Source organism: bacterium, from assembly GCA_026129405.1.
Lineage (GTDB): Bacteria > Desulfobacterota > Binatia > DP-6 > DP-6 > JAHCID01.
In genome coordinates this window covers 372,509-395,008 of record JAHCID010000001.1, presented here as the reverse complement: position 1 = coordinate 395,008, position 22,500 = coordinate 372,509, and the positions used below count along the sequence as shown (strand labels likewise).

General features: G+C 72.8%; 21 protein-coding genes. 9 read left to right on the top strand and 12 right to left on the bottom strand.

Translation table 11 applies throughout. The annotated features are described in order from the left end of the window. Positions 1-121: 121 nt before the first annotated feature. The 7 genes from KIT14_01790 to KIT14_01760 all read left to right on the top strand — a co-directional run bounded on the left by KIT14_01790 (position 122) and on the right by KIT14_01760 (position 7,748). Positions 122-1,459, top strand: a complete 1,338-nt coding sequence (locus tag KIT14_01790) for a hypothetical protein (protein MCW5889264.1) — start codon at positions 122-124, stop codon at positions 1,457-1,459. A gap of 7 nt (positions 1,460-1,466) precedes the next feature. After that, positions 1,467-1,874 carry a cupin domain-containing protein gene (locus tag KIT14_01785; GenBank protein ID MCW5889263.1) on the top strand — a complete coding sequence of 136 codons (408 nt, stop codon included), beginning with the start codon at positions 1,467-1,469 and terminating at the stop codon, positions 1,872-1,874. After that, positions 1,871-2,176 carry an antibiotic biosynthesis monooxygenase gene (locus KIT14_01780; GenBank protein MCW5889262.1) on the top strand — a complete coding sequence of 102 codons (306 nt, stop codon included), beginning with the start codon at positions 1,871-1,873 and terminating at the stop codon, positions 2,174-2,176. The genes KIT14_01785 and KIT14_01780 overlap by 4 nt, the downstream gene beginning before the upstream one ends. 39 nt (positions 2,177-2,215) lie before the next feature. Beyond that, on the top strand, positions 2,216-5,074 hold the full coding sequence (locus KIT14_01775; protein ID MCW5889261.1) for a DEAD/DEAH box helicase: 2,859 nt from the start codon (positions 2,216-2,218) through the stop codon (positions 5,072-5,074). A 275-nt stretch (positions 5,075-5,349) separates the two neighbouring features. Continuing rightward, positions 5,350-6,513, top strand: coding sequence for a M15 family metallopeptidase (locus KIT14_01770; protein ID MCW5889260.1), 1,164 nt, complete (start codon positions 5,350-5,352; stop codon positions 6,511-6,513). A 150-nt stretch (positions 6,514-6,663) separates the two neighbouring features. Beyond that, complete coding sequence (locus KIT14_01765) at positions 6,664-7,221, top strand: class I SAM-dependent methyltransferase (protein MCW5889259.1); 558 nt, start codon at positions 6,664-6,666, stop codon at positions 7,219-7,221. Positions 7,222-7,427: 206 nt separating this feature from the next. Continuing rightward, the gene (locus KIT14_01760; protein MCW5889258.1) at positions 7,428-7,748 is read left to right on the top strand and encodes an acylphosphatase; all 321 of its coding nucleotides are present in this window, start codon (positions 7,428-7,430) and stop codon (positions 7,746-7,748) included. Between the two features lie 23 nt (positions 7,749-7,771). Here the strand turns inward: KIT14_01760 and KIT14_01755 are convergent, their stop codons facing one another. Both KIT14_01755 and KIT14_01750 read right to left on the bottom strand, forming a co-directional pair. Beyond that, positions 7,772-9,121: an FAD-binding oxidoreductase gene (locus tag KIT14_01755; protein ID MCW5889257.1), complete on the bottom strand. Its 1,350-nt coding sequence runs from the start codon at positions 9,119-9,121 to the stop codon at positions 7,772-7,774. After that, the gene (locus KIT14_01750; protein ID MCW5889256.1) at positions 9,118-10,362 is read right to left on the bottom strand and encodes a CoA transferase; all 1,245 of its coding nucleotides are present in this window, start codon (positions 10,360-10,362) and stop codon (positions 9,118-9,120) included. Before KIT14_01750 ends, KIT14_01755 begins: the two co-directional genes overlap by 4 nt. A 135-nt stretch (positions 10,363-10,497) precedes the next feature. Here KIT14_01750 and KIT14_01745 point away from each other — a divergent pair, with 135 nt between their 5' ends. Continuing rightward, positions 10,498-11,103: a mechanosensitive ion channel gene (locus KIT14_01745; protein MCW5889255.1), complete on the top strand. Its 606-nt coding sequence runs from the start codon at positions 10,498-10,500 to the stop codon at positions 11,101-11,103. On the opposite strand, the gene KIT14_01740 is transcribed toward KIT14_01745, so the two are convergent. The 5 genes from KIT14_01740 to KIT14_01720 are packed head-to-tail and all read right to left on the bottom strand — an operon-like array spanning position 11,100 to position 16,034. After that, on the bottom strand, positions 11,100-12,515 hold the full coding sequence (locus KIT14_01740; GenBank protein MCW5889254.1) for an efflux transporter outer membrane subunit: 1,416 nt from the start codon (positions 12,513-12,515) through the stop codon (positions 11,100-11,102). The genes KIT14_01745 and KIT14_01740 overlap by 4 nt on opposite strands. Before the next feature lie 41 nt (positions 12,516-12,556). Further along, entirely contained in the window at positions 12,557-13,495 is a 939-nt protein-coding gene (locus KIT14_01735; GenBank protein ID MCW5889253.1) for an efflux RND transporter periplasmic adaptor subunit, read from the bottom strand. Next, positions 13,492-14,220 carry an ABC transporter ATP-binding protein gene (locus tag KIT14_01730; protein ID MCW5889252.1) on the bottom strand — a complete coding sequence of 243 codons (729 nt, stop codon included), beginning with the start codon at positions 14,218-14,220 and terminating at the stop codon, positions 13,492-13,494. The genes KIT14_01735 and KIT14_01730 overlap by 4 nt, the downstream gene beginning before the upstream one ends. Before the next feature lie 3 nt (positions 14,221-14,223). Further along, positions 14,224-15,384, bottom strand: a complete 1,161-nt coding sequence (locus tag KIT14_01725) for an ABC transporter permease (protein ID MCW5889251.1) — start codon at positions 15,382-15,384, stop codon at positions 14,224-14,226. Beyond that, a complete protein-coding gene (locus KIT14_01720; GenBank protein ID MCW5889250.1) occupies positions 15,381-16,034 on the bottom strand; it encodes a CerR family C-terminal domain-containing protein in 654 nt (217 codons plus the stop codon). Before KIT14_01720 ends, KIT14_01725 begins: the two co-directional genes overlap by 4 nt. Before the next feature lie 104 nt (positions 16,035-16,138). On the opposite strand from KIT14_01720, the gene KIT14_01715 reads away from it, so the two are divergent. Further along, positions 16,139-16,606 (top strand): nitroreductase family deazaflavin-dependent oxidoreductase, encoded by a 468-nt coding sequence (locus tag KIT14_01715; GenBank protein MCW5889249.1) that lies wholly within the window; start codon positions 16,139-16,141, stop codon positions 16,604-16,606. A gap of 28 nt (positions 16,607-16,634) precedes the next feature. On the opposite strand, the gene KIT14_01710 is transcribed toward KIT14_01715, so the two are convergent. The 5 genes from KIT14_01710 to KIT14_01690 are packed head-to-tail and all read right to left on the bottom strand — an operon-like array spanning position 16,635 to position 22,469. Further along, a complete protein-coding gene (locus tag KIT14_01710) occupies positions 16,635-17,846 on the bottom strand; it encodes a hypothetical protein (protein MCW5889248.1) in 1,212 nt (403 codons plus the stop codon). A 52-nt stretch (positions 17,847-17,898) separates the two neighbouring features. Then, positions 17,899-18,075, bottom strand: coding sequence for a hypothetical protein (locus tag KIT14_01705; GenBank protein ID MCW5889247.1), 177 nt, complete (start codon positions 18,073-18,075; stop codon positions 17,899-17,901). Continuing rightward, positions 18,072-20,708 carry a CHASE3 domain-containing protein gene (locus KIT14_01700; protein MCW5889246.1) on the bottom strand — a complete coding sequence of 879 codons (2,637 nt, stop codon included), beginning with the start codon at positions 20,706-20,708 and terminating at the stop codon, positions 18,072-18,074. The genes KIT14_01705 and KIT14_01700 overlap by 4 nt, the downstream gene beginning before the upstream one ends. An 8-nt stretch (positions 20,709-20,716) precedes the next feature. Continuing rightward, positions 20,717-21,655: a DNA-3-methyladenine glycosylase 2 family protein gene (locus tag KIT14_01695; protein MCW5889245.1), complete on the bottom strand. Its 939-nt coding sequence runs from the start codon at positions 21,653-21,655 to the stop codon at positions 20,717-20,719. A 46-nt stretch (positions 21,656-21,701) separates the two neighbouring features. After that, positions 21,702-22,469, bottom strand: a complete 768-nt coding sequence (locus KIT14_01690; GenBank protein MCW5889244.1) for an SDR family oxidoreductase — start codon at positions 22,467-22,469, stop codon at positions 21,702-21,704. Positions 22,470-22,500: the final 31 nt, after the last annotated feature.

The following is a 22,500-nucleotide window of genomic DNA, read 5'->3' as shown; positions in this document are numbered from 1 at the left end:
GGCGTGCCGGCGGGCGGACCGCTGCGACGGCCGAGCTCGCCGTCGGCGCTTGGTGCATGGCGAGTGCGCCATCGACAAGGATGTGGCGACACATGCGATGCGCCTCGTATAGTCGGCCGCCATGCTTCGGTCCCTCGCGTCCGCGACCCTGCTCGTCCTGCTCGGCACCTCCTCCGTATCCGCCGCCAGCATCTACGCCGAGGTCGACGGCGTGGCGCAGTTCCCGAGGTCGATCGGCGGGTTCACGGAGAGACTCACCCACGGATCCGCGCTCCCGAACGGCGGCCGCGCCTTCGATTTCGGCGCCTTCAGCCACGGCGGCGGGCTCTGCCAGCCGTTCACCGGGCAGGTCGACTACCTGTGCGCGAGCGCCAGCGCGCGGGTCGAGATCGATCGCGAGCTCGTGGCGACCTCGACGTACGTCGGCGTCGCCACCCACGTCCGGCTCAAAGCCAAGGCGCAAGTCGAGTACCGCAACGTGCCAGGGTACCTGGTCGCGCAGATCTGGGGGCGGGCAACCATCCACTTCCCCATCGCGTGCCATGGGTTCCTGACGCCGCCGGTGACGGGTCTCGACCTCCGCTACCGTCTCACCGGCGACCACGCCGTGTCGTCGTCCGACCCGGCCCTGAAGGTGGAAGCGCCGCGGCCGTTCGAGACGTGCGATCCCGGGGGCGTGTGCGTCATCAGACTCCCCGACTTCCGCTGTCCCGACGAGGGGGCGACCGCGACCGTCACCGTCGATCTCTTCCCGCGCATCCGCATCGAGAATCCGCAGTATCACGAGGGATGGACCGTGCTGGGCGTGTCGGACTACTCGCACACCTTCACCGTCGAGGGGATGGACGTCCTCGACGCCAACGGCGACCCCATGCCTGGCGTCCGCGCCGTCGTGCCCGACGGCGCCGGCGGCGCGAACGACATCTTCCTGACGGGGGCCGAGTACGAGGAGATCGCGGAGAGCACGACGTCCACCACCACCACCGTCACGACATCGACCACGACGACCACGGTGCCCGGCGGTGGAACGACGACGACGATCCCGGTCGCAGGCACGACCACGACGTCGACGGCGATCCCGGTTTCGTCCACGACGACGACGGTACCGGCCACGGGCACCACGTCGACGACGTCGACCACCTTGCCGCCGTGCGCGGGCGAGATCGGTGCCCCCGCGGCCCGTTGTCACTGCGACCTGCGGCCGGTGGCCGGCTGCGAGGGCGTCGTGCTGAAGGGCCCCATCGCCAAAGGCGTCAAGGGGCTCTGTACGACCGTCGGCAAGGCCGTGGTCGCGAGCGGGAAGAAGCAGGTGCGTCTCACGCGGCGTGCCGCGGCGCTCGCCAAGCGCACGCTCGCCAAGGTGAACGGCCGCAAGGGAGCCGCCGTCGCCGACGCGTGTCGCAACGGTCTACGGACGTTCGTGGGTGCGGTGCAGACGGACCTCGCGACGACGCCGTGATTTCCGGATGCCGCCCACCCACACCGCGACGAATCCACGCACCGGCGAGCAGGTGGCGTTCGTCGCCGAGACCCTCGATCTGCTCGTGATGGACGTGCTGTGGACGCGGCCGGGACACCGCGCCGTCGAGCACCTGCATCCCGGGATGGAGGAGCGCTTCGCCGTCGTCGAGGGCCGTGCCGCCTGGCGGCTCGGGGGCGAGGGCGGCGCGAACGTCGACGGCGGCCCCGGCACCGTCGTCACCGTTCCCCCCGGCGTCGTGCACCTGGCCTGGAATCCCACCGACGCGCCGGTCCGACTGCGGATCGAGATGCGCCCCGCGCTGCGCTGGCGGGAGTTCACCACGCGCCTGTTCGCCGGCGAGAGCCCCGCCGCGCTGCTGGCCGAGTTCGCGCCCGAGGTCCGCCTGCCGTGATCCTCGAGGTCGCCGCGCTCCGCATCCGCTCCGGGCAGTCGGGCGCGTTCGAGGCCGCCTTTCGCCGGGCCCAGGCGATCATCCGCGCAGTGCCCGGCTACCTCTCGCACGAGTTGCAGCGGTGCGTGGAGCGCGAGGACGAGTACGTGCTCCTGGTGCGATGGCGCTCGCTCGAGGATCACGAGCGGGGGTTCCGCGGCTCGCCCGGGTATCAGGAGTGGAAGGCGCTCCTGCATCATTTCTACGATCCGTTCCCGACCGTGCTGCACTACGAGGCGGTCGAGGGGGTCGGACGCTCCTGACCGTCGCCCCGCGCGAAGCGGTCGGATAGATCCTCCCGGATGCTTCCCGGGACGGACTGGGCGTCGCTGTACGACGCGGTCAAGGACGAATGCCGCAGCGGCCTGTGGGCCCAGGGCGTCGGCCTCGCCCGCAACGGCGCGGTCAGCGCCTCCGGAGAGGGCGGCGGCGGTACGTGGAGCTTCCGCGTCGGCGCGGCGGCGACCGTGACGCTGCACCCCGGCGACGCCGAGTGGGACTGCGACTGCGGCAGCCGCATCGACCCGTGCGCCCACGTCGCAGCGGCGGCGATCGCCGTGCGCCAGAACCCGGATGCGGTCTTTGCGGCGGCGGCCGCGCGCCGGCACGTACGCTACGAGCTGTCGATCGCCGGCGACGCGATCACGTTGCAGCGCTCGCTCGCGACGCCGGACGGGGCCGCCGAGCCGCTCGGCGACCTCGGCGCATCGGGCGCGACGCCGAGCGCGACCGACGTGGTGCTCGATCGCCTGCTGCGCGACACCCGCACGCGTGCCATCGCGGCCGCGTCGTTCGCGCCGTTCCTGCGCGCGCTCGCCGATGCCGAGGACGTCCATCTCGCCGGCGATCCCGTGCGCGTGTCGCGCGATCCCGCCTTCCCGAAGGCACGCGTGCAGGATGGCGCGGACGGCGGCGTCGAGGTCGTCGTCACCGCCGACCCGGAGGTCGCGGCGGTCGTGGCGTCGGGCATCGTGCGCACCGGCGACACGCTGCGGCCGATGGGCGTCACGGGACGGTACGGTGCGCGATGGGAGCGGCTGCCGGCACGTCGCACGTACGCCCCTGCCGCGTTCGCCGAGGTCGTCGGCCGCGTGCTGCCGGAGCTGGAGCGCGAGATCGACGTCGAGGTCGCGACCACGCGCCTGCCGGGGCGGACCGGAGCGACGCCGCCGTGGGTCCGGTTCAACCTCGAGACCGTCGAGCAGGCGATCGAGCTGCGGCCCGAGCTGGTCTACGGCGATCCCCCCGTCGCCCGCGTCGAGGCCGGGCGCCTGGTGCATCTGCGCGGCGCCGTTCCGCGCCGCGACGAGGCGGCGGAGCATCGCCTCGAGCTGCGCCTGCGAGACGATCTGCACCTGGCGCTCGGCCGGCGCGTACGCCTCGCCGGTGCGGATGCGGCGCGCCTCCTGTCCGGCATCCGTACCTTCGACGACGGGCGGCCGCCGGCAGCGCGTGCGCGTACCACGGACGTTGCCCTCACCCCGCGTCTCGTCGGCGCGGGCGCGGACGCCGCCGTCGTCTTCGAGGCGCCCGACGGCACGCAGCGCGCGACGGCCGAGGCCGTCGTCGGGGCATGGCGCGACGGCCTGTCGCTCGTGCCGCTCGGCGGCGGCTTCGGCGCCGTGCCGTCGGGGTGGCTCGCGAAGCACGGGCACCTCGTCACCGAGCTGCTGTCGGCGCGCGAGGCCGGCGGCGGGCGTGTGCCGCGTGCGGCGATGCCGCTCGTCGCCGAGGTGTGCGAGGCGTTCGACCAGCCGCCGCCGTTCGATGCCGGACGGCTGACGGCGCTGCTCGAAGCCGGCGCGGTCGACGTGCCGGCCGACTTCACCGGCACGCTGCGGCCGTATCAGCGCGACGGCGTCGCCTGGCTGATCGCCCGCCGCGACGCGGACCTCGGCGCCGTGCTGGCCGACGACATGGGCCTCGGCAAGACGATCCAGGCGCTCTGCGCGTTGCGCGGCCGCACGCTCGTCGTCTGCCCGCGCAGCGTGATCCACAACTGGCAGGCGGAGATCGCACGCTTCCGCCCGAGCCTGCGCGTCGCGCTCTACCACGGGCCGCGCCGCGAGCCGTGCGACGCCGACGTGACGATCACGACGTATGCGACGCTGCGCAACGACGCCGACGTCCTCGTCGCGACGCGCTGGGACACGGTCGTCCTCGACGAGGCGCAGGCGATCAAGAACCCCGACAGCCAGACGGCGCGCGCGGCGTACGCGCTCGACGCGGGCTTCCGCCTGTCGCTCTCGGGCACGCCGGTCGAGAACCGGCTCGACGAGCTGTGGAGCCAGATGCACTTCGCCAACCGCGGCCTCCTCGGCGGCCGGCGCGACTTCGCGGAGCGCTACGAGACGCCGGTCGCCGACGGCGACGCCCGCGCCGCGGAGCGGCTGCGGCGCCGCATCGGCCCGTTCGTGCTCCGGCGTTTGAAGCGCGAGGTGGCGCAGGACCTGCCGCCGCGCACCGACGCGGTGCTGACCTGCGAGCTCGAGCCGTCGGAGCGTGCCGTCTACGACGCGGTCCGCGCCGCTGCGCGCGCCGACGTCGCCCGGCGGCTCGGCGACGGCGGCAACGTTCTCGCGGCGCTGGAGGCGTTGCTGCGCCTGCGCCAGGCGGCCTGTCACGTCGGCCTCGTGCCCGGGCACGAGGCGGCGACGTCGTCGAAGGTCGAGGCGCTGCTCGACGCGCTCGGCGATGCCGTCGCCGACGGCCACAAGGCGCTCGTGTTCTCGCAGTGGACGAGCCTCCTCGACCGCGTCGAGCCGCATCTGCGCGGGAACGCGATCCCGTTCACCCGCCTCGACGGCAGCACGCGCGATCGTGCCGGCGTGGTCGACGCGTTCCAGCGCGCCGACGGCCCGCCGGTGATGCTCGTCTCGCTCACCGCGGGCGGCACGGGTCTCAACCTCACCGCCGCCGACCACGTCTTCCTGCTCGACCCGTGGTGGAACCCCGCCGTCGAGGACCAGGCCGCCGACCGCGCGCACCGCATCGGCCAGGATCGGCCCGTCCTCGTCTACCGCATGGTCGCGAAGGACACGGTCGAGGAGCGCGTGCTCGCGCTGCAGGCCCAGAAGCGAGGCGTCGCCGAGGCGGCGCTCGGCAGCGGCAGCGCCGGCGGGGCATTGACGCGGGACGACATCCTGGCGCTGCTCGATTGAGTTCCGACGACGCGCGCGTGCCGCAAGGCTCGGGCGTCACGTCGACGCCGAGACGAGGCCGCCCGGGTCGAAGCTGGCATGACTCTGGATCGTCATGGCGTGTCGTTATTCGCAAGTCTTGCTATGCGACGCGCAATGGAGCTAGTGAAGGCCGTGATGCTTATCTGCCCCCATCTCGCGCTGGGCGACCCGCAGTCGCGATCGGTCCGTGGCCGCCAGGCTGGCAATTCACCGGCGCCGGGGATCTCGATGGGCCCGAAGGGACGGGTGTTCGCATGAGCTACGACGCAACGCGGCAGCACGTTGCCAATCGGGGTAGGCCGCCCGAGTCCTTTCTCGACCAGCTCGTCGGATGGGGGAAGGTCGCGCCCGACGATATATTCGTGCCGAACACGGTGAGCGACATCTACTCGAGCGTGAAGAATACGCTGGGACCCTGGCAGGGGCTCTACCATCGGCGCGCGGTGATGTTGGAAGTGATGCGGGTTCTCGCCGGCTTCGAGTCCTCTTGGGATTGGAACGAAGGTCGGGACGTCTCGAATCCCAATTCCGACACGCCGGAGGAGATCGAGGCGGGCGCATGGCAGGTCAGCGCCAACTCCATGCGCTTCGGGCCGGAGCTCAGTGACCTCGTTCGACAGCACACCGGAGGTTCGACGGATCCCGAAGCGTTCCAGGCGCGGATGAAGTCCGATCATTCGCTTGCGATGGAGTATGTCGCTCGCCTACTGCGCCGGACGACGCGTCACCATGGTCCCGTCCGCGACCACCACATCCACGCCTGGCTTCGCCGAGATGCGGTCGATGAGTTCCTCGATCTACTGGGTCGGCGTGACGGGATGGCCGTGGAACGCGGAGGTGCAGAGATCGGGTGGGACAGCACGGCCATCGGCGGCGGGCGACTTCGTACGCCGCACGGCCTTCAAGAGATCGAGGAGATGTTCGGCAGGCCGAACAATCGGGATGGTACGCTCAACGAGGCGTGGGAAGCCGAGAACATCCGCCGAATCGAGCCCCCTCTCGGCTGGCAGCTCTACTACCAAGACGACCACCGCGGGCTCGTCCGTGTCTCGGGCATTCGCTTGCATCGTAAGCTCGAGGGTAGCTTCCGCGATGTGCTCTCGGCCGTCTGGGATCGCGCTAAGCGAGAGATCGGTGGCTCGGTGCCCGATGAGGTTGTTCGCAACTGGCTCCACGAGCGGTGCCTCGATCAGCATGTCGGGGGGTTCAATTATCGAGCGATCAGGGGTGCGACGCGGCTCTCGCTGCACTCCTACGGGATAGCAATCGACTGGGACGGGAAGCACAACCCGCGAGGTCGCTCGACCTACACACTCCCGGATTGGTGGTACGCCGTGTGGAAAGACCACGGCTGGTCGGATGGTCGCCACTTCTCCACGCCGGATCCGATGCACGTCCAATTCGCGACTGGAGCTTGATCGATCGCCACCGTTCGGAAACGGATACCAGCGCGCGAGGTCGTCGACGCGCGCGACTCTCGCCGTGCGGCGGTCGCTCGGGGGAGGGTCGGCCGCGCCAACGAATGGTGATCCGGTGACGGATGCGCTAGAGGACGCTGGTCGACCCCGATGAGCGAGCGCGACAACGACTACGCCGACACCAGCGCCCTTCCCGGGCGCGTCGCGCAGGCGGCGCTGCTGGCGGCGCGGTTCGGCTTCCGGAACTCGAGCGCCATCGTCTATGCGCCGCTGCTCCAGATGCTCGCCGCCCAGGTGCGCGGCGGCGTGATCGCCGAGATGGGGACGGGCGTCGGCGTCGGCACGGCGTGGATGGCGCTCGCGATGTCGTCCGACTCCCGCCTCGTGACGATCGAGAAGGACGCGCCGCGCGCGCATGCCGTCGCCGAGCTCTTCGCCGACGACCCGCGCATCACGGTCCTGCGGGGAGACGCCCTGGACATCGCCGCCCACGGGCCGTTCGACTTCGTCTACTGCGATGCGGGGCCGGGCAAGATCGAGCGCCAGGAGGTGACGCTGGCGATGACGCGTCCGGGCGGCGTGATCCTGCTCGACGATCTCAGCCCGACGCGCACCGATCTCGCCTGGTGGCTGCGCTGTCCCGACGTCGTGACCGCCACGATCTGGCTGACGCCCGAGCTGGGCGCCATCCTCGCCGTGCGCCGCTGAGGGCGCCGCGCCGGCGAGCGTCGCGGCGATTGATCTCGGCCGGCGAATGGGCGATCAGCGGACGCCCGGCTCGCCACGGGTCCGGCGGAGGGAACGACGTGATGCAGAGGACGATGCCCTGGGTGCTGGCAGGCGCGATGCTGTTCGCGATCGCGTGCAGCTCGGCCCAGAAGCCCACCGCGCCGCTCCCGGCCTCGGTCGCGGACATGGTCCCGGCCGACAGCCCGCTGCCGCCGCCCGCGCCGCCGGCCGACGCGCCTCGGCGCGTGCACGTCTACGTGACCGGCAAGGTCCAGGGCGTCGGCTATCGCGACTTCGTGAAGACCGAGGCCGACCGCTTCGGTCTCACCGGCTGGGTGAAGAACCTGCCGGACGGGCGCGTCGAGATGGTCGCCGAGGGGCCGCGCGGCGGCGTGGACGCCCTGGTCGCGTCGATGTCGACCGGGCCGCGCCAGGCGGAGGTCGAGGACGTCCAGGTCACGGACCAGCCGTACCAGGGCGAGTTCAAGATGTTCACCCGCGAGTGACCGGCGCGCACCGGCGACGCGGCTCAGAACCAGCCGTGCAGCGTGCCGTCGGGATCCCAGCGTCGCCGGATCGCCTCCAGCCGCAGCCAGCTCGACGGCGAGAAGGATGCCTCGGCCTGCGCCGGCCGCCACGCCAGGTCGGACTCGCCGGCGTAGCGGCCCACGGTCAGCGGATCGAGCGCGGCGACCAGCTCGCGATGCCAGGCGCGGTTCGCGTCGTCGTCTGCCGGGTCGTCCCAGACCGCGTATGCCAGCGCCAGCATGCGCGCCGACATCGACCAGGCGCCGTCGAAGGCGTCCGACGCCTGCGGGATCGCGCAGAGGACCTGCGAGCGCGGCGACGGTGCGTCACGGACGCGCGTCGCCAGGATCGGCACGACGTCGCGCGGCGGGGCGTCGATCCACGCCGTCTCGGCGAGATAGCGGTGCCACGTCGGGAATGCGGCCGCCGTGGCGTCGCCGAGCACCTCGAGCGGCGAGCCCTGCGGCTCGTCGCGCAGGAGACAGCCCGTGCCGACGCGGCCGTGCAGCAGCCGGCGCAGCACGTCCGACGCGTGGGTCGCGTCGTCGGCGAACACCGTCGCGCCGACGATGCAGGCGCGCCCGCCCGCGTCGCGGCAGTGCGCGGCGGCCGGGGGCGGTGCCTGGCCGAGGATCGCGACGACCTCGAGCTCGCGGGGCAGGGTCGCGTCGGCGAGCGTCTCGATCACCTCCGCCGCGTCGTGCAGGGCATGCACGACGGTCACCGAGGTGATCGCGCGCGGCAGCGGCTGCAGCGCCAGGTGGAAGCGGGTCACGATACCCGGGAAGCCGAGGCCCCCACCACGCGCCGCCCACAGGAGGTCGTGCCGAGCGTCGGCGTGGAGCAGCTCCCCGGCCGCGGTCACCACGTCGATGCCCGCGATGCTCGCGCACGCCGGGCCCCAGGCGCCCGAGTTCCAGCCGAGGCCGCCGCCGAGGAGATAGCCGCCCAGCGCGACGGTCGGGCAGTGGCCGATGGGGAAGCAGAGGCCGCCGGCGGCGAGCCGGCGCGCGAAGGCGCCGCCCTGTACGGCCGGGCCGACGCGCGCCACGCGCCGGCGCCCGTCGATCTCGACCGCGTCCAGCGCGCCGAGGTCGAGGAGCAGGCCGCCGTCGCGCAGCGGTGCGCCGCACCAGCTGTGCCCGCCGCTCCGCACGGCGACCCGCAGCCCTTCGGCCCGCGCGAACCGCACCGCCGCGACGACGTCGTCCGCCGACGTCGCGCGCACGATCACCTCCGGCCGCCGCTCCGGACGGAGGCGATTCCACAGCAGCGTGGCGCAGGCCGCCTCGAACCCGGCGTCGCCCTGCGCGATCACCGGACCCGAGACGCGCAGCGCCGCGCGGTTCACCCGAGCGCCTTCGCCGCCCGCAAGGCCGCGATCTTCGCGTCGTCGTAGCCGAGGACGTCGCGCAGCACCGCGTCGGTGTCGCGTCCGGGCTCGCGCGCGGCGATCGTCGGCACGGGCAGGTCTTCGCCGATCGGCCTGATCGGCGACGGCATGAGGTCGGTGCCCGCCTCGGTGTACGGCCGCATCGCCAGCCGCGCCTGGAACTGCGGGTCGCGCGGGATCGTCTTCACGGTGTTCACCGGGCAGATGGGCGTGTTCACCTTCTGGCCGAACTCGACCCACTCGGCGGTCGTGCGCGACGCGAAGATCTCGGCGAGCTCGCGCCGCAGGGCGACGTTGCCGCGCGCGTGGTCGGCGTACTTCGCGCCCGGATTGCCGGTGAACATCTCCGGCTTGCCGATGCCCTCGCAGAAGTTCTTCCAGAACTCCCGCTCGGAGGCCATGAACAGGACGAGGCCGTCCTTCGAGCGGTAGTACTGGTAGCGCACCGACTCCTTCATCGAGTCGTCGCCGACGGGTCGCCGCGGGCCCTTGCCGTCGCCGTCGTTGCCGGTGACCTCGTCTTCGGGACGCTCGTACGCCTTGTTGCCCTCGATGCCGTTCCAGTTGAACGCCGCGGCGGCGTCGCACTGCGCGACCTCGAACCAGCACGGCCGTCCGGTGGCACGCGCGCGGATGATCGCGGCGCAGATGCCGAGCGCGGCGTAGAGCGGCCCGGCGTTGATGCCGACGGCGGTGTACGAGGGGATCGTCGGCATGCCGTCGTCGTTGACGAACGGCCGCGCGACGCCGGCCCACGCGTCGTAGGCGATGCCGTGGCTCGGCATGTCCTTGTATGGGCCGGTCATGCCGTAGCCCGAGTGCGTGCAGAAGACGATGCGCGGGTTCACCGTCTTGAGATCGTCGAAGCCGAGGCCGCGCCGCGCGAGCGCGCCCGGGCGCATGCCCTCGATCACCGCATCGGCGCCGCGCACCAGCTCGAGATACGTCGCGACGCCGTCCGGCGTCTTCAGATCGAGGATCATGCTCTTCTTGCCGCGGTTCAGGTGCCAGTGGAGCATCGAGATGCCGTCGACGATGGGGAAGGCCATCTTGCGGACGTAGTCGCCGCCGGGCCCCTCCACCTTGATGACGTCGGCGCCGAGGTCGGCGAGGTGCATCGCCACCCCGCCCGGGCCGAGCATGGCGCTTTCGATGATGCGGACGCCGGCGAGGAGGCCGGCGGAGGGCGTCGTGGTCATGGCCCGCGGCGTAGCACAGGGGCCGCGCGACGGGCGACCGCACGGGGCACATTGAAGAAACGACCAGACCCGGTCGCGGAAGACCCCGCCGCGACGGGGCGTCATCTGGGCACGCGTCCTGCAAACGCCTCCCGGGTGGACTCCGCCCCGCTCACCACCACCCCCGCGTCCGCCGTCGGGCTCGGCGCCGCCTGGCAGCGGCTCGACGGCATCCTGCAGACGGCGATCGGTCTGCTGCCGCTGCTCGCCGCCGCCGCCGTCGTCGTCGCGCTGGCCGTCTTCGTCGCCAACCGCGGTCAGGCGATGGTGGTGCGCGGCATCGAGCGCCGCGGCCGCCGCCACAACCTCGCCCTGGTCCTCGGCCGCTTCGCGCAGGTGGCGCTCCTGTGCCTCGGCGTTCTCGTGGCGCTGTCGATCGTGGTGCCGTCGTTCCAGCTGGCCGACCTGATCAACGTCCTCGGCATCGGCTCGGTCGCGATCGGCTTCGCGTTCCGCGACGTGCTGCAGAACTTCCTCGCCGGCGTGCTGCTGCTCCTGAACGAGCCGTTCCGCATCGGCGACCGCGTCGTCTTCGGCGGCTACGAGGGGCGCGTCGAGGAGATCGCGACCCGTGACACCAAGCTACTGACGGACGACGGCGACATCGTCGTGATCCCGAATGGGAAGCTCTTCACGGAGTCGGTGCTGGTGAGGAACCGGGGGGCGGCGCCGTCGCTGGCGCGGGCGGCGCAGCGGCGTTAGCTGCCCGGCAGGAGCGCGGCGACCGTCGACCGCTCGTCCGCCGGCGGCGGGAACAGCTCCCAGCCCCCACCCAGCGCCTTGTACAGCGCGATCAGGCTCGACGAGACCGACGTGTCCGAGATCGTCAGCGCCGTCTGGCTGCGCAGCAGGTTGCCCTGCGCGTCGAGCACGTCGAGGAAGTCGGTCAGGCCGCGGACGTAGAGCTGCTGCGCCAGGTCGACGGCGCGCTGGTTCGCGACCACCGCCTCCGACAGCGACGCCCGCCGCATGCGCTCGCGCGTATAGGCGACGATGGCGTTCTCCACGTCCTCGAGCGCCGTCAGCACGGTCTGCCCGTAGAAGAGCAGCGCCTGCTCCTCCTGGGCGTTGCGCACCTCGATCGTGGCGACGATCTGCCCGCCGCGGAAGATGGGCCACGAGATCGTCGGGCCGAACGACCACGCTTTGCTGGCGCCGGTGAACCAGTCCGACGCCGAGATGCTCTCCAGCCCCGCGGCGCCGGTGATGGAGAACTTCGGGAAGAGGTCGGCCGTCGCCACGCCGACGCGCGCCGTCGCCGCGGCGAGCTGGCGCTCGGCCTGGCCGACGTCGGGGCGCTGGCGCAAGAGGTCCGACGGCAGGCCGGGCGGCAGCGCCGGCGGTGCTTCGGGGATCGGCCGCGTCGCGGTGAGCTCGTCCGAGAGGGATCCCGGCGCCTCGGCGAGCAGCACGCTCAGGCGGTGCACGCCCGCCTTGTAGTTGCGCTCGACGAGGGGGATCTCGGCCGCCGTCGTCTCCACCTGCGCCGCCGCGCGCGCAACGTCGAGCTCGCTCGCGAGGCCGCCCTGGAAGCGCGCACGCGTCAGCTCCAGCGTGTCCCGTTGGAACGCGAGGTTCTGCCGTGCGACCTCGAGTTGGCGCTGGGCGCCGCGGAGCTCGACGTAGTTGCGCGCCACCTCGGCGATGAGCGTCAGGAGGACGTTGCCGCGCTCGAGCAGCTGCGCCTCGAGCTCCGCGGCGGCGGCCTCCATGCCGCGCCGGGTGCCGCCGAAGACGTCGATCTCCCAGCTCGCGTCGAAGCCGGCCTGGTAGAGCGACGTCGGTTTCGCGAGCCCGCCGACGTCCGCGAAGCGCGGGCTCTGGAAGCTGTTCACGCTCTGCTGGCTGCGCGAGTAGGATGCGGACGAGTCGATCCAGGGAAACAGCGGCGCCGCGGCGATGGTGCGGTTGGCGCGCGCCTCGCGCACGCGCGCCTCGGCGAGCTTCACGTCGAGGTTGGCGGCGACGGCGCGGTCGACCAGCGAGTCGAGCTGCACGTCGCGGAACGTCTCCCACCAGCGCGACGGGCCCGGGCTCGGCTCGGCCTGGCCGGGCGCTTCGCTCCAGCGGGCGGGGACGTCGGGCTCGGGCGGACGGTAGTCGGGGCCGACCATGCAGCCCGCGAGCGCGATCAGGGCGACGACGGCGACGCGCTTCACGACGTCTTCCCGGGGATCGGCGTCGCCTCGGCCTGGTGCGCCTCCGCCGACGGCGCCTCGATGAAGACGTCCATCTGCTGGCCGACGTAGACCGGCAGCGTGCCCTCGTCGAAGCTGTAGATCACCTGCAGCACGCGGGTGTCGACGCGCTCGCTGCTCATGCCGGTCAGCGACACCTTCGGCACCACGTAGGGCTCGATGCGCTCGAAGTGGAGCTCCGTCTCCAGGTTCGGGTTGCCGCGCACGAAGGCGACGGCGTCGGCGCCGGGGCGGAAGCGCCAGGCGTCGTTCTCGTCGATGTCGACGCGGACGTGCAGGCGGTCGTGGTTGCCGAGCATCATGAGCGGCGTCGCCGTGACGCCGGCCGGCGCGAACTCGCCGAGCCGCGTCTTCACCTGCATGATCTTGCCCGGAACGAGCGCGCGGATCTTGCGGCGCGACAGCTCGATATCGAGGCGCTCGACCTCGGCCTTCGCGCCCGCGAGCGAGGCGTCGTCGATGCTGACGGCGGCGCGGCGGTTGCTGAGCTCCTCGGCGCTGATGGCGCGCTTGTCGGGCACGCTCTCGGCGAGCTTCAGGAGCGTGCGGGAGCGGGCGAGGCCGGCCTCGGCCTCCTTCACCTTCGCCACGGCGACCAGGCGCTGCGCCTGCAGGTCGCGGTCGTCGATCTCGAAGAGGACGTCGCCGGGTGCGACCTTGTCGTCGACCTTCACGTGGATGGCCGTGACGATGCCGCCGACCGGCGTCCCGACCGCGATGTTCTCGGTGCTCGCCTCGATGATGCCGGCGCCGGCGACGAAGGCCTGGAACGGCGCCTTCGCCGGCTCGGCGACCGGCGGCATCACGGGCGTGGGTTGGTTGCCGCGCCGGACCATGCTGATGGCGAACAGCAGGCCCACGACGGCGAAGAGGGGGAGGCCGTATCGGCGGATCATGTTCCGTTCCCGTTTCCCTTGCTGATCGATTCGATGTGGCCGTCGTCCATGCGGGCGATGCGGTCGGCGAACTCGAAGATGCGGGCGTCGTGCGTGACCACGACGAGCGCGCGATCCGGCCCGGTGGCGACGCGGCGCAGGAGGCCCATGACGTTGTGGCCGGTCTCGTGGTCGAGGGCGCTGGTCGGCTCGTCGCAGACGACGAGCTTCGGCCGGTGGACGAGCGAGCGGGCGATGGCGACGCGCTGCTGCTGGCCGCCCGAGAGCTGCGACGGCAGCGACGAGGTGCGCGCGCCGAGCCCCACCTGCTCGAGCATCTCCTTCGCCTTCGCGACCGCCTGGCGGCGGCCCATCCCACCGATGAGCAGCGGCACGGCGACGTTCTCGGCGGCGGAGAGCGCCGGCAGCAGGTTGAACGCCTGGAAGACGAAGCCGATCGACGAGCCGCGGAAGCGCGCGCGCTCGCGCTGGTTCATCTTCGACGGGTCCCGGCCCAGCACGGTGCACTCGCCGCCGTCCTGGTCGAGGATGGCGGCGATCACCGAGATGAGCGTCGTCTTGCCGCAGCCGGACGGGCCGACGAGCATCAGCAGCTCGCCGTGCTCGACGTCGAGGTCGACGCCGCGCAGCGCGGTGACGGCCGCGTCGCCGGTGCCGTAGGTCTTCGTCACGCCGCGGCAGCGGACCGCGACGGACGGAGCCGGGGATGCGATGGCGCCCTGCATGCGTCAGCCCTTGAAGACGATCGCCGGCTCGAGGCGCATCACCTTCCACATGCTGAGCAGCGCGGCGAGGATGCAGATGACCGACACGGCGCCGGCGCTGATGAAGAGCAGCTGCCACGGCATGCGGAACGAGAGCTCGGTGTTGCTGGCCGAATAGCCGATGAAGGCCGCGAGCCCGACGCCGAGCCCGTAGCCGATGAATCCCACCATCACCGCCTGGAGCAGCACCATGCGCAGCAGCGTGGCGTTCTGCGTCCCCATCGCCTTCAGCGCGCCGAACTGGCGGATGTTGTCGAGCGTGAAGTTGTAGAACGTCTGCCCGGCGATCGCGGTGCCGACGATGAAGCCCAGCAGCACGGCGATGCCGATGTTGATGGGGATGCCGGTGTATTTCATGAAGTAGTTGATGGTGACGTCGGCGAACTCGTCGGCGGTGTAGGCGGCGAGACCCGTCTGTCGCTCGATGCGCGCCGTCAGCTGCTGCATGTCCTCGCCCGGCTTCGCCTTCACCAGGATGAAGCCGAGCATGCGGCGCTCCGGCGGCGCGAACGACATCGCGCGCGAGTACGTCGTGTAGATGATCGGCTGCGACTGGAACGTGCGCGTGTTCTGCGAGAAGCCGACGACGATGGCGCGGTGATCGTTGATCTCCAGCGTGTCGCCGACGTGCAGCGGCTCGCGTGGGCCGCCCGGCACGCGCGGCGGCTTGGCGAGCTTGTCGTGCGCGCCGACGGTCTCGACGATGACGCCGTCGGCGCGGCGGAGATCGGCGAGGCGGCCTTCCAGCATGCGCGGCGGGCCGCCCATCAGCGTCGAGTCGTCGAGGCCGATCACGTAGACGGTCTGGAAGTTGCCGTCGGCGAGGCGCGCCTTCAGCATGCCGCGGTACATCGGCACCGCCCACGCGACGCCGTCGATGCCGCGCACGCGCAGGAGCTGCGTGTCCTGCATCGGCTTCACGTCGTCGACGTACTGCGCCTTCGGGTCGACCACCCAGATGTCGGCCTGGCCGAGGTCGGTGATGGTGCCGTAGGTGCGGGTCATGAGGCCCACGAAGATCGCCGACTGCTGCGTGATCAGCAGCGACGCGAACGTGATCCCCATGATGATGCCGATGTACTTGGCGCGGTCGCCGATCAGCATCTTGAGGGCGACGAAGCTCACGCGGACTCCTTCGCCGTGCTGCGCGCCGCGCGCAGCGCGGCGATGCCGGCCAGCGAGAAGCGCGTCACGTGCTCGGCCAGGGTAGGCACCTGCGCGCGGCCGATCTGCACCTCGGGCGTCAGGCGCGCGATCACCGCCTGCGAGTGGCGGTAGAAGAGGCACTGCCCGACGACGCTGTAGGCGCAGCGCCGTACGTCCTCGTCGGGGGCGCCCGGGCCGAGCAGCGCGGCGACGATGTCGCGCAGGCGCTGGTGCGTACCGCGGATGTGCTGCTGCACGATGACGTCGAGCGCGCCGGTGGGCTCGAACATCTCGCGCGCCATCAGGCGCCCGTGCCAGGCGGGCCGCCCTTCGTCGAGCAGGTGGAGGAGGAAGGACTCGACGTGGTCGCGGAGCCGGGCCTCGGCCGGGGCGGCGGCGTCCGGCGGCGGGACCTCGCGATGGGCGATGAACTGGCCAGCGTAGTCGATGACCGCCCGGTAGAGCCGCTCCTTGTCGCCGAAGTGGTAGTGGACCGCCGCGATGTTCGCGCCGGCCCGCAGGCAGATCGCCTGGATGGTGGCGCTGCGGAATCCCTGCTCGGCGAACACCTCGCCGGCGGCCTCCAGGAGTCGATGCCGGGTCTCGGCGGATTGGGCGGGCGACGGCATGTCGAACGAACGTTTAAATTGAACACTTGAAGCGGCCGTTGGTGCGAGTCAACCGCGCACTCGCGTTGGCTCGCGCCCGTCGCGGCGAGGGGCTATGGACGCCCATGGCCGAGACTCGCCTGCCGCCGTGGACCCCCGCCCAAGAGCGTTGGGCGGACGTCGTCATCTGGCTCATGACCGCCGCCAACGTCTGGGCCTATCGCCTCACGGGCGGCTGGCTCGGCGGCAGGTTCCTGCGCGGCGCTCCGGTCTGCCTGGTGACCACGATCGGCAAGCGCAGCGGCCAGCCGCGCACCGTCGCGCTCCTCTACCTGCGCGACGGCGCCGAGGTGATCTTCGTCGCCTCGAAGGGCGGTATGTCCCACAGCCCGGCCTGGTACTGGAACATGCTCGCCAACCCCGAGATCACGGTCCAGGTCGGCGGCACGACGACGTCCATGCGCGTGCGCCGCGCGGCGTCCGAGGAGAAGGCGGCGCTCTGGCCGCGTCTGGTCGCGATGTACCCGGACTACGACGACTACCAGGGCCGCACGACGCGCGACATCCCGGTGATGATCGCGTCGCCGCGCTGACGCACCGGCGTTCGGCGTCGAACCCGCCTCAGTCGCTGCGGAACGCGAACCCGGCCGTCGTCGTCGCCGCGACCATGGCCGCCTCCATCGGCGGCTCCGCGGCCTCGGCGGCCGGGTCGGCGACGATCGTCCAGGCGAGCCGCTCGCGCCCCGCCGGCGTCGTCGGCACGCAGCGCGCGCGCGGGTTCACCGCCTGCACCATGGCGTCGAGGGCCGGGTGCGGGCCTTCGGCGAGGAGCGCAGGCCACGACCAGGCGTCGCCTTCGGCCAGCGCCGCGCCGTCTCCGAGCGCGAGGCGGTCGCCGCGGACGTCGACGCCCGAGTAGCCCGGTACGAACGCGGGATGCAGCGCCAGCACGGCGGCGATGCCGGCGGCGGCGTCGCCGGCGCCGAGGACGCGCCGCAGCCGCGTGGCGGCGACGGCACCGGCCCCGATCCACTGCGCGAGGCCGATGCGGCGGGCCATTTCCTCGCCGGCGCGCTCGGCCACGGCGATCATCAGCGACCGCACCAGCAGATGGTCCTGCACGAGGAACTCGCGGCACAGGCGCACCAGCGCCGGGCGCGAGAAGGCACCGAGGCGCAGGTCCGGCACGAACGCGCCGGCGTAGTCGGCGAGGCCGTCGCCGTCGGGTGCGACGGCCGGGAACGCGAACGCGGCCAGGCGCGAGCGGCCGACCTGGCGCGTGATCGCGATCTCCTCGATGGGCTCGGCGGCCGGGTCGATGACCACCTCCCATTCGCAGTGGGGCATCCGGTCGGCGGGAACGCGCGGCGGGCGATGGAGGGGCCGGACGCGCGCCCGCGGATTGGTCGCGACGGCCGACGCGTCGAAGGTGGGATCCTCGATGTGGTGGCACATCGAGATCACGGCGCCCTCGCCGTACTGCTCGACCTCGAGCAGCGCGCCGCAGCGCCGCAGCCAGAAGACGCCGCGCGCCGGCCCCTCTACGCGATAGCCGACGTCCATGTACTGGTGGGGAAAGCCGACGTCGAGCTGGAAGCCCTTGAAGATCGTCTCGACGTCGTCGCCGGCGAAGCCGAGCAGGCGCTGGAGGCGGCGGGTGTACACCGGGCTCGCGCCCATCCATTCGGCGATCGCGATCGCCTCGCGGGCCTCGGCGCCCACCTGCAGATGGACCTGCGGCAGGGCCGCACGGTTCAGGAGGTGGCCGAAGAGCATGTACTCGCGGCCGACGGCGGCGAGTTCGGCGCGCGAGAGGTCCTCGAGGGTGCGCATGCGGCGCGGCTAGCAGAGAGCCTTGCCCGCCGGCAATCCGCGTCGCGTGGGCCTACTCGTGATCGCCGCCGGACGGGTCCTCGGGATACCGGTCGAGATCCGCTTCCAGGTGGCGGATCAGCCGCCGCACGGCGCGCTGATCGACCGGGCCCTCGAAGGTGATGGTCGCCCAGGCGTCCGGACCGATCCGATAGCGCGCGGGAGGATCCCGCTGGTCGCGTCCGCTCACGGCGCCGACCGTCGCACGACCGCCCGCAGGCGCGCCAGCAGCACCTCGGGCGCGATCGGCTTGGCGAGGTGGTCGTCGAAGCCGGCGTCGAGCGCCTCGCGGCGATCGTTGCTGCTGGCGTGGCCGGTCAGCGCCAGCACCGGCAGGGCGGGGCCGTGGGTGGCGCGCAGCTCGCGGATCAGGTCGAGGCCGCTGCGTCCGGGCATGGCGATGTCGCTGAGGACGACGTCGGGGAGGGCGTCGTCCAGGCGGGCGAGCGCCTCGGTCACCGAGGCCGTGGCCCGCACGGTCGCGCCGTGCGCCTCCAGCACCGCGCTCAGCGCCTCACGGGTGTCGTCGTCGTCCTCGACGAGCAGCACGTGCACGCCGTCGAGGACGTCGGGCGACTGGCTCGCGGGCAGCGTCGGCAGCAAGGCGGGCACGCGGGTGAACGGTGCGCTGTCCATCGGCAGGCGGACGCGGAAGCACGCCCCCCGACCGGGGCCGTCGCTCGCGACGCCGACGGTGCCGCCGTGCAGCTCGACCAGATGCCGCACGATCGACAGGCCGAGGCCGAGGCCGCCGTGCGCGCGCGTGCTGGTTTCGTCGGCCTGGCGGAAGCGGTCGAAGACGTGGGGCAGGAAATCGGGAGCGATGCCGGCGCCGGTGTCGCTGACCTCGATGCCGGCGGCGCCGGCGCGCTCGCCCAGCGCGACGGTGACGCGGCCGCCCGGCGGCGTGAACTTGATCGCGTTGGTGAGGAGGTTCGTCACCACCTGGCGCAAGCGCTGGGCGTCGCCGAGGACGGCGTGGTCGAGCACCGCGACGTCGGCCTCCAGCGCCACGCCCTTGGCCGCTGCCGCCTGCCGGGCGTCCTCGACCGCCGTCTGCACCACGGCGCCCAGGTCGACGCGCTGCGCGTCGAGGCTCAGCTTGCCCGAGACGATGCGCGAGACGTCGAGGAGATCGTCGATCAGCTGCGCCTGGAGGTTGACGTTGCGCTCGATGGTCGCGACGGCGCGTGTCAGGTCGGTGCCCTGGAGCGCCCCGCGCTTCAGCAGCCCCAGCCACGCCATCATCGCGTTCAGCGGGGCGCGCAGCTCGTGCGAGAGCACGGCCAGGAACTGGTCCTTCGCGACGTTCGCCGATTCCGCGAGGGCCCGCGCCTCCTCGGCGTCGGCACGCGCGCGGTCGGCGTCCCGCAGCAGGCCCTCGCGGTCGGCCTCGGCCTCCTTCAGCTCGGTCACGTCGGTGCTCGTGCCGAACCAGCGCGTCTCACCGTCGCGGGCCCCGAGCGGGGTCGCGCGCGCGTCCATCCAGCGATACGTCCCGTCGTGCCGGCGCAGCCGGTGCTCGACGCGGAACGGCGTCGTCGTCGCCACCGCGGCCCGCCAGCGGGTCATGGTGGGGGCACGGTCGTCGGGGTGGACCGCCTCGAGCCAGCCGTAGCCGAGCTGCTGCGCGAGCTGGACGCCCGTGTAGGTGCGCCACTGCGGGCTCAGGTAGTCGCAATGGCCGTCGCTGCGGCAGGTCCAGACCATCTGCGGCAGCGACTCGGCCAGCTCGCGCCAGCGGCGCTCGCCCGCCGCGTGCTCGCGGACCCGCTCGTACTCGCGGCGCTCGGAGACGTCGCGGAAGACCAGCACGACGCCCATGATGTCGCCGTCGGCCTCGCGCACGGGCGCGCCGCTGTCGTCGATCGGGACGTCGGTGCCGTCGCGTCGGACGAGCAGCGTGTGGTTCGCGAGCCCGACGATCGTTCCCTCGCGCAGCACCTTGGCGACGGGGCTCTCGACGGTCGCGCGCGTGTCCTCGTTGACGATGAGGAAGACCTCGTCGAGGTGGCGCCCCCGCGCCTCGCGCTCGCTCCACCCCGTGCAGGCCTCCGCGATGGGATTCATGAAGACGATGTGCCCGCGCTCGTCGGTGGCGATCACCGCGTCGCCGATGCTGCGCAGCGTGACGTGCAGGCGCTCCTCGCTGTCGGCCAGCTCGCGTTCGGCGACCAGCCGCCGGCGCGTGGCGGCGTTGAGGCCGAAGAGGACGATGCCGACGAGCCCGATCGCGAAGGCGGCGGCGGCGACGAGCCACAGCTCGAGTCGGGTGCGGCTCGCCGCCGCCGCCGCGAGCCGCTCGCGGAGCAGGCCGGCCTCCTCGCGCTGCATCTCGTCGACGGCGCTGCGGACGTCGTTCATGACCCGCTGCCCGACGTCGCTCCGCACGTGCGGCACCACGGCCGCGAGCCCCTGCTGGCGGCGGATGTCGAGATTCTCCGCCAGCTCGCGGAGTCGCTCGCGCACGAGCTCGCCGAGACGGTCGACGCGGCCGATCTGGGCGGGATTGTCGCGCACGAGCTCGCGCAGGCGGGCGAGCTCGGTGGCGAGGCCGGCGCGGCCGCGCTCCCAGGGCGTGAGGTAGGCGGGATCGCCGGTCAGCAGGAAGCCGCGCTGGCCGGTCTCCGCGTCGAGGATGTCGCGCATGAGCGCGTCGGTCTGCTCGCGCACCTCGTGGGTGTGCATCACCCAGGCGGTGGTCTCCGTCGCGTCGCGCAGCTGGTGCAGGTTCGCGGCCGTCACGAGCACGCCGAGGACCATGGCGACGCCGAGGCCGAAGGTGGTTGCCCGGTCGAGGGCCCAGCGCGGCGTGGTGCGCAACGAGCCGGTCATAGCCGCCCGCGCCCGGTCCGAAAAGTGCGTTCGGTGGGCGCCGGCGCGATCGGCGGAGCGTTCCCGCCGTCGCCGCTCAGCCAGAGGAGCATGAGCGCGTAGGCACGCCAGGGGCGCCAGCCCTCGGCGCGCTCCGCGGCCGCGCGCGGCGTGGGCCGGACGCCGTCGCGCGCGAGCGCGCGCAGGACGCCGACGTCCGTGGGCAGGAAGGCGTCCGGATCGCGCAGCGCGCGCATCGCCACGTACTGCACGGTCCACGGACCGATGCCGGGCAGCGCGTGCAGGGCCGCGAGCGTAGCGGGTGCGGCCGGGCCGTCGAGGTCGAGGCGGCCGCCGGCGACGGCGCGCGCCAGGCGGTCGATGGTGGCGACGCGGGCACCGGTGAGACCGAGGCCGCCGAGATCGGCACCGGCGAGGCGCTCCGGAGTCGGGAAGAGGAGTGCGGCGCCGGCGCGCTCGCCGCAGCGGGCGACCAGACGGCCGGCGAGCGTGGTCGCGCCGCGGACGCTCACCTGCTGCCCGAGGATCGCGCGTACGGCCAGCTCGAAGCCGCTCCATGCGCCGGGGACGCGGACGCCGGGCAGGCGGTGCCAGCGTGCGGCCAGGGTGGGGTCGGCGGCGAGCCGCGCGCCGATCGCGGCCGGATCGGCGTCGAGATCGAACACGCCGCGGATGCGGGCGACGACACGATCGATGGCGACCGGGGGCGCGAACTCGAGCCTCGCCTCGAGCGCGTCCGCGTCCGGGAGCGGTCGGACCGCGACCGTCCCGACGGCGTCGCCGACACGCAGCGCGCGCCGGCAGCCCGCGCGCGTCGCGGTCTCGACGCCGGAGATCGCCCGATGGGCCAGGAAGTCGGCAAGCGCGTCCCACGCGAACGGGGCACGATAGGGCAGGCGCAGCGTGACGCCGGCCTCGCTGGCGTCGGGTCGCATCGCCCGGGTTGTACGTGCCCGCCGCGGGCGGCGGCCAGCCGCGCCGTCAGCCGAGCGTGCGGCCGCGGGCGATGGTGCCGCCGCCGTCGACCGGCAGCAGCACGCCGGTGACGAACGCGCTCTCGCGGCTCGCGAGATAGACGACCGCCCAGGCGACGTCGTCGGGCTCGCCGAGGCGCGTCAGGTGCATCGCCTCGAGCTCGACGCGCCGCTCGGGGGTGAGATCGGCGTCGCGGCGTTCGTTCAGGACGTAGCCGACCGACAGCGCGTTGCAGCGGATGCCGCGCCGGCCGTACTCGACGGCGAGCGTGCGCGTCAGCGCCTCGAGACCGCCTTTGCTGGCGGCGTAGGCCGTGAGGCCGCCGCTCGGACGCTGCGCCTGGCGCGACGAGACGTTCACGATCGAGCCGTGTCCGGCGTGCAGCATGTGCGGGACGGCCGCGCGGCACAGCCAGGCGACGGCGGTCAGGTTGACGCGCAGGACGGCCTCCCAGCGTGCGGTGTCGAGCTGGTCGAACGGGCGCTGGCCGCCGGCCGCCGCCGCGTTGTTCACCAGCACGGTGAGGCCGCCGAGGCGCTCCGCCGCATCGTCCACGAGTGCGCTGCAGGCGGCCTCGTCGGCGAGGTCGGCGGGCAGGAAGACGGCCGTCCCGCCGGCGCGCGTGATGGCGTCGACCACGGCCGCGCCGCGCGCGGCGTCCCGCCCGTGCACCGCCACGGCGGCGCCCTCGCGGGCGCAGCGGATGGCCGTCTGCGCGCCGATGCCGGCGGTGGAGCCGGTGACGAGGACGCGTTCGCCGGCGAGCCGGCTCACCGGCGCCGCCTGCCTCGCGAGGGGCGGCGCG